This is a genomic window from Vibrio sp. 1159 (assembly GCF_033340395.1).
Lineage (GTDB): Bacteria > Pseudomonadota > Gammaproteobacteria > Enterobacterales > Vibrionaceae > Vibrio > Vibrio alginolyticus.
Window position 1 is genome coordinate 1 of the sequence record NZ_JAWOWL010000071.1, and the last position, 3577, is coordinate 3577.

General features: G+C 44.7%; 3 protein-coding genes and 1 pseudogene. All 4 read left to right on the top strand.

The window, feature by feature from the left end; genetic code table 11:
• Positions 1 to 472, top strand: a pseudogene (locus tag R7127_RS25840) (hypothetical protein); the annotation flags it as partial.
• A gap of 63 nt (positions 473 to 535) precedes the next feature.
• Positions 536 to 757 (top strand): hypothetical protein, encoded by a 222-nt coding sequence (locus R7127_RS25845; protein ID WP_169630435.1) that lies wholly within the window; start codon positions 536 to 538, stop codon positions 755 to 757.
• Between the two features lie 523 nt (positions 758 to 1280).
• On the top strand, positions 1281 to 2201 hold the full coding sequence (mobV, locus tag R7127_RS25850; RefSeq protein WP_318148652.1) for a MobV family relaxase: 921 nt from the start codon (positions 1281 to 1283) through the stop codon (positions 2199 to 2201).
• Between the two features lie 634 nt (positions 2202 to 2835).
• Positions 2836 to 3577 (top strand): protein rep (locus tag R7127_RS25855; protein ID WP_318148653.1); only part of this gene is annotated, 742 nt, incomplete at its 3' end.

A 3577-nucleotide genomic window follows, 5' to 3' on the forward strand; every position in this document is an offset into this window, starting at 1 on the left:
GGATCGAGAAATGGCTAAAGGTAGCACCAAGAAGGGCAAGAAAAAGGGGATTCACCCCTTTGGGTTTTTGTCTCGTTTCGCTGAAACAGGCGATGGTGTTTGGTCTGGCCGTTGGCTTGAGTACAGCGAGGCCATTGACGGTAAACGCCGTTTATACTGGTCTCCCGAGTTAAAGGAACGAGTTGGCCTTAGCGAAAAAACAGACGAAGAGATTGCAGCGGAGCAAGATGATCATGCTGTGATCGTTTACCAGATGCTCGATGGAGAATGGCGCAAGGCTAGGCACAATGTGCCTCGTGTTCTGGCAGCAGCCGAGGACGATGAAAATCTCAGAGAGGTGATCGAAGAGATTGAAGAGTTGGACTTTTACACGGCAGAGCCAGAAGCGGTTGAGACCCGGACGGAGGGGATCAGCTTCAAGGTCATTCAGGATATTGCAGACGAATTCCGAGAGGAATTAAAACGGGCGTGAGTGAATTGCCTTACTTGTATTAATTAAGCAAAATAAAACAAAACCAATAACAGAAAATATACCATGACAACTAGAACTGAAATAACCGAAGACACTTTTGAATGTTGTAATTGTGAAGATGATAGAGTACATATTCAAACAGCGGAATATGAAAAAAGAGACGATGATGGAATGCCGTATGAAGAAACTATATTCTGGCAAGAAGAGTGTAAGTCTTGTGGTTATAAACGATGGCAATATGAAGATTGTCCAGAAGAAAGTAATTTTGAAAATTTAAACAAATAAATTTATGAATGGAAAATTAATTAACACATGTAAAAAAGAGTGGATTCACATTAGAAAATGTACTGGTTGTGGAAGCAGAAAAGAATTGGAGTTTGATGCGGAAACGGAGATTAAAACATACGAGCGTGAGGATGGAACGCAGTATAAAATTTCAGAAACATTAGAGTGCTGTCCTCGGTGCAAGGCTATGACTTGGTACAGGAAATAATATTAAATAAAATGCCTATGCTTAAACCAGATCCAAGACGTTGCGATACATGTAAGAGGAAATTTAATTTCCTTTTACCTTACAGTCCGAATAAAGGATTTTATTGCGGAGACTGTGAAGGGAAAAATAATAACCTAGCTGTGAAGCCAAGGTTATCTTAAGCCACCACGAGGTGGCTTTTCTTTTGGGCGCAGCCCCGAACACAAAGGTACTTTGTATAGTGAGTATACAAACCTTTGTATATATACTTTGCGGAGCTTTGTATATATACATTTGTTTGTAAGGTCGTGATTACCTATAATTTAAATAAATTATATGGGAACCACGATATTAAGATTTGCCAAAATTAAAAATGTGGCAAATATAAGGCAGGCAGGCGCACATCAGCACCGCCACCATAAAAACACACCTAACGCAAACCCTCAGTTAAATAAACTGAATAGGTACTTTCACGGCACTAATAATTTAGCAGCAGACGTAAAGGGTCGGCTGGAAATATTAGATAAAGAGCCGAGAAAGAATTCGGTTTTGGCGATGGAAGGGTTATTGCAATTAAGCCCTGAACTAATTAAGCCAGACGGAAAAGAGGATATTGAGGTATTACGCGAGTGGTACAAACAATCCAAGGAATGGCTGAACAAAGAGTTTGGAGATAATTTGGTTAATGCTGTGCTGCATAGGGACGAGGAAACGCCACACATACATTTTGTTGTTGTGCCTGTGGTGGAAAGGGATGGTAGGCACTCTTTGAGTGCAAGGGATATGTTTGGTAAGGCCCAACTAGCAAGAATGCAGAGGAGTTATTATGCATCTATGGAGGGTCGTATAGCCAACATCGAACCGCCCAAGCACGGCAGCAAGCGCAAGCACACGGAGGTAAAGCATTTTTATGAGGTTCTGGATCAGGTAAAGGCTGATCTGCATGTTGCAGCAGATAACATGCTGGAGCAGCTTAAAAACGAATGCATGGATACGCTCAAGGGTAAATACCTCCCGCTAGTTGATAGGGCTGTTGAGAAGGTCGAGAGTGAACTAGAGGGACGTTTGACCGATGAGGTCAAAGCCAAGATCAAAGAGTCATACAAGCAAGATCTTGAGAAGGAGATTGATGCTTTTCGCTCTACACCAACGCTTAAGGGAATGGAGGATAGAGTTACGAAAAGCATCGATAAAGCCAAGGTGAGAGTGGGGGAAGAAAACGAAAAGCATGTCGCATCGTTTAGCTTCAAGCCCTAACAAATTTGGAAAATGTTGGGCTTTGAGGGCGTGGGGGTCAAGGAAAATCACGGAGGGTTCCCTCTGGGAGACCGTTATTTTTACTTGATGCACACAACCGACCCCAAAAACTGGATCAGGGGTTTGGCTAGAACGAAGTGATGCCAAGCCCTTACTAAGCCGTGCTCTAAAGTGTGGGCGAGTGCAGTTGTAAAAGCTGTGAGAAATGAGTAAATTACATACGAAATGAGGGCAAGAAGCCCCAAAATGCAAAAACCCCGCTTCATCGAGACGGCAATCTCTCAGCGGGGTTCCAAAGACAAGAGAATTATGAATCGAACTGACCTAAAAATCAACCTTTCACAACGCCTCTTGTCATCGAATAGCGATGACGAGTATGTGCGGATCTAACGAGCGAGGAGCGCCACAAGGCGCGGGCTGCAAGCCCCTCGGGATAAAGACGAAATCCTCTTCACCCTGCGAAGCATGTGAAGGAGATTTTGGAAAATTCCGTAACATCCGAAAAGAACGATACCAACTTTCGAGAGCTGCTAGGGCTATTTACGCAAAGCAGGGCGAGAAAGAGGGATATAAGCATGTTTTAAATTACCACCGGACAGCTAAGTGCGCTTACATAGCGCATGACGATGTACGTGTGCATGTATCCAGCGAATACAACAAGGCTTTCCTATCTGGCGTTACAGCGTGCGGCAGTGTTCACACCTGCCCGATATGCAGTGCGAAGATAGAAGAACGTCGCCGAGGTGAGATCTCCAAGGCTGTGGATTTTTGGTACAGCCTTGAAAATAAGACGGTAAGCATGATCACGTTTACGTTCAGCCATAGTCTAGGGGAAAAACTAGGAGATGTACTGGATAAACAGAAAGATGCATTGGTGCGTCTTCGGAGGGGTAAGGCATGGAACACGTTTAAAGAGGTGTTTGGTTTTGACTCTCTTATCAGGTCACTGGAGGTGACATGGGGAGAGGAACACGGCTGGCACCCACATACTCACGAGCTTTGGTGTATTGATAAGGAAATCAATCGAGATCGCTTGTCGGCATACCTCAAGGCTAAGTTTAAGGCGAAGCGCCACGCGGAGAGGCTTGAACGACTGCTATCAGCGGAGCCGACAGAAGTCTTTGAGGAACTGCTTCTTGAACGTTGGGAGGCTTGTTGCGAAAGGGCTGGGCTGATGCTGAAACCAGACGGCACACCCGTTTCACTCGATGCCTTCCGTCAACATGCGCTTGATATTAAGCATGGTGTGAGCGTTGGTGACTACCTAGCAAAACAAGACGATTCGAGACACTGGGGAGTGGATCGAGAAATGGCTAAAGGTAGCACCAAGAAGGGCAAGAAAAAGGGGATTCACCCCTTTGGGTTTTTGTCTCGTT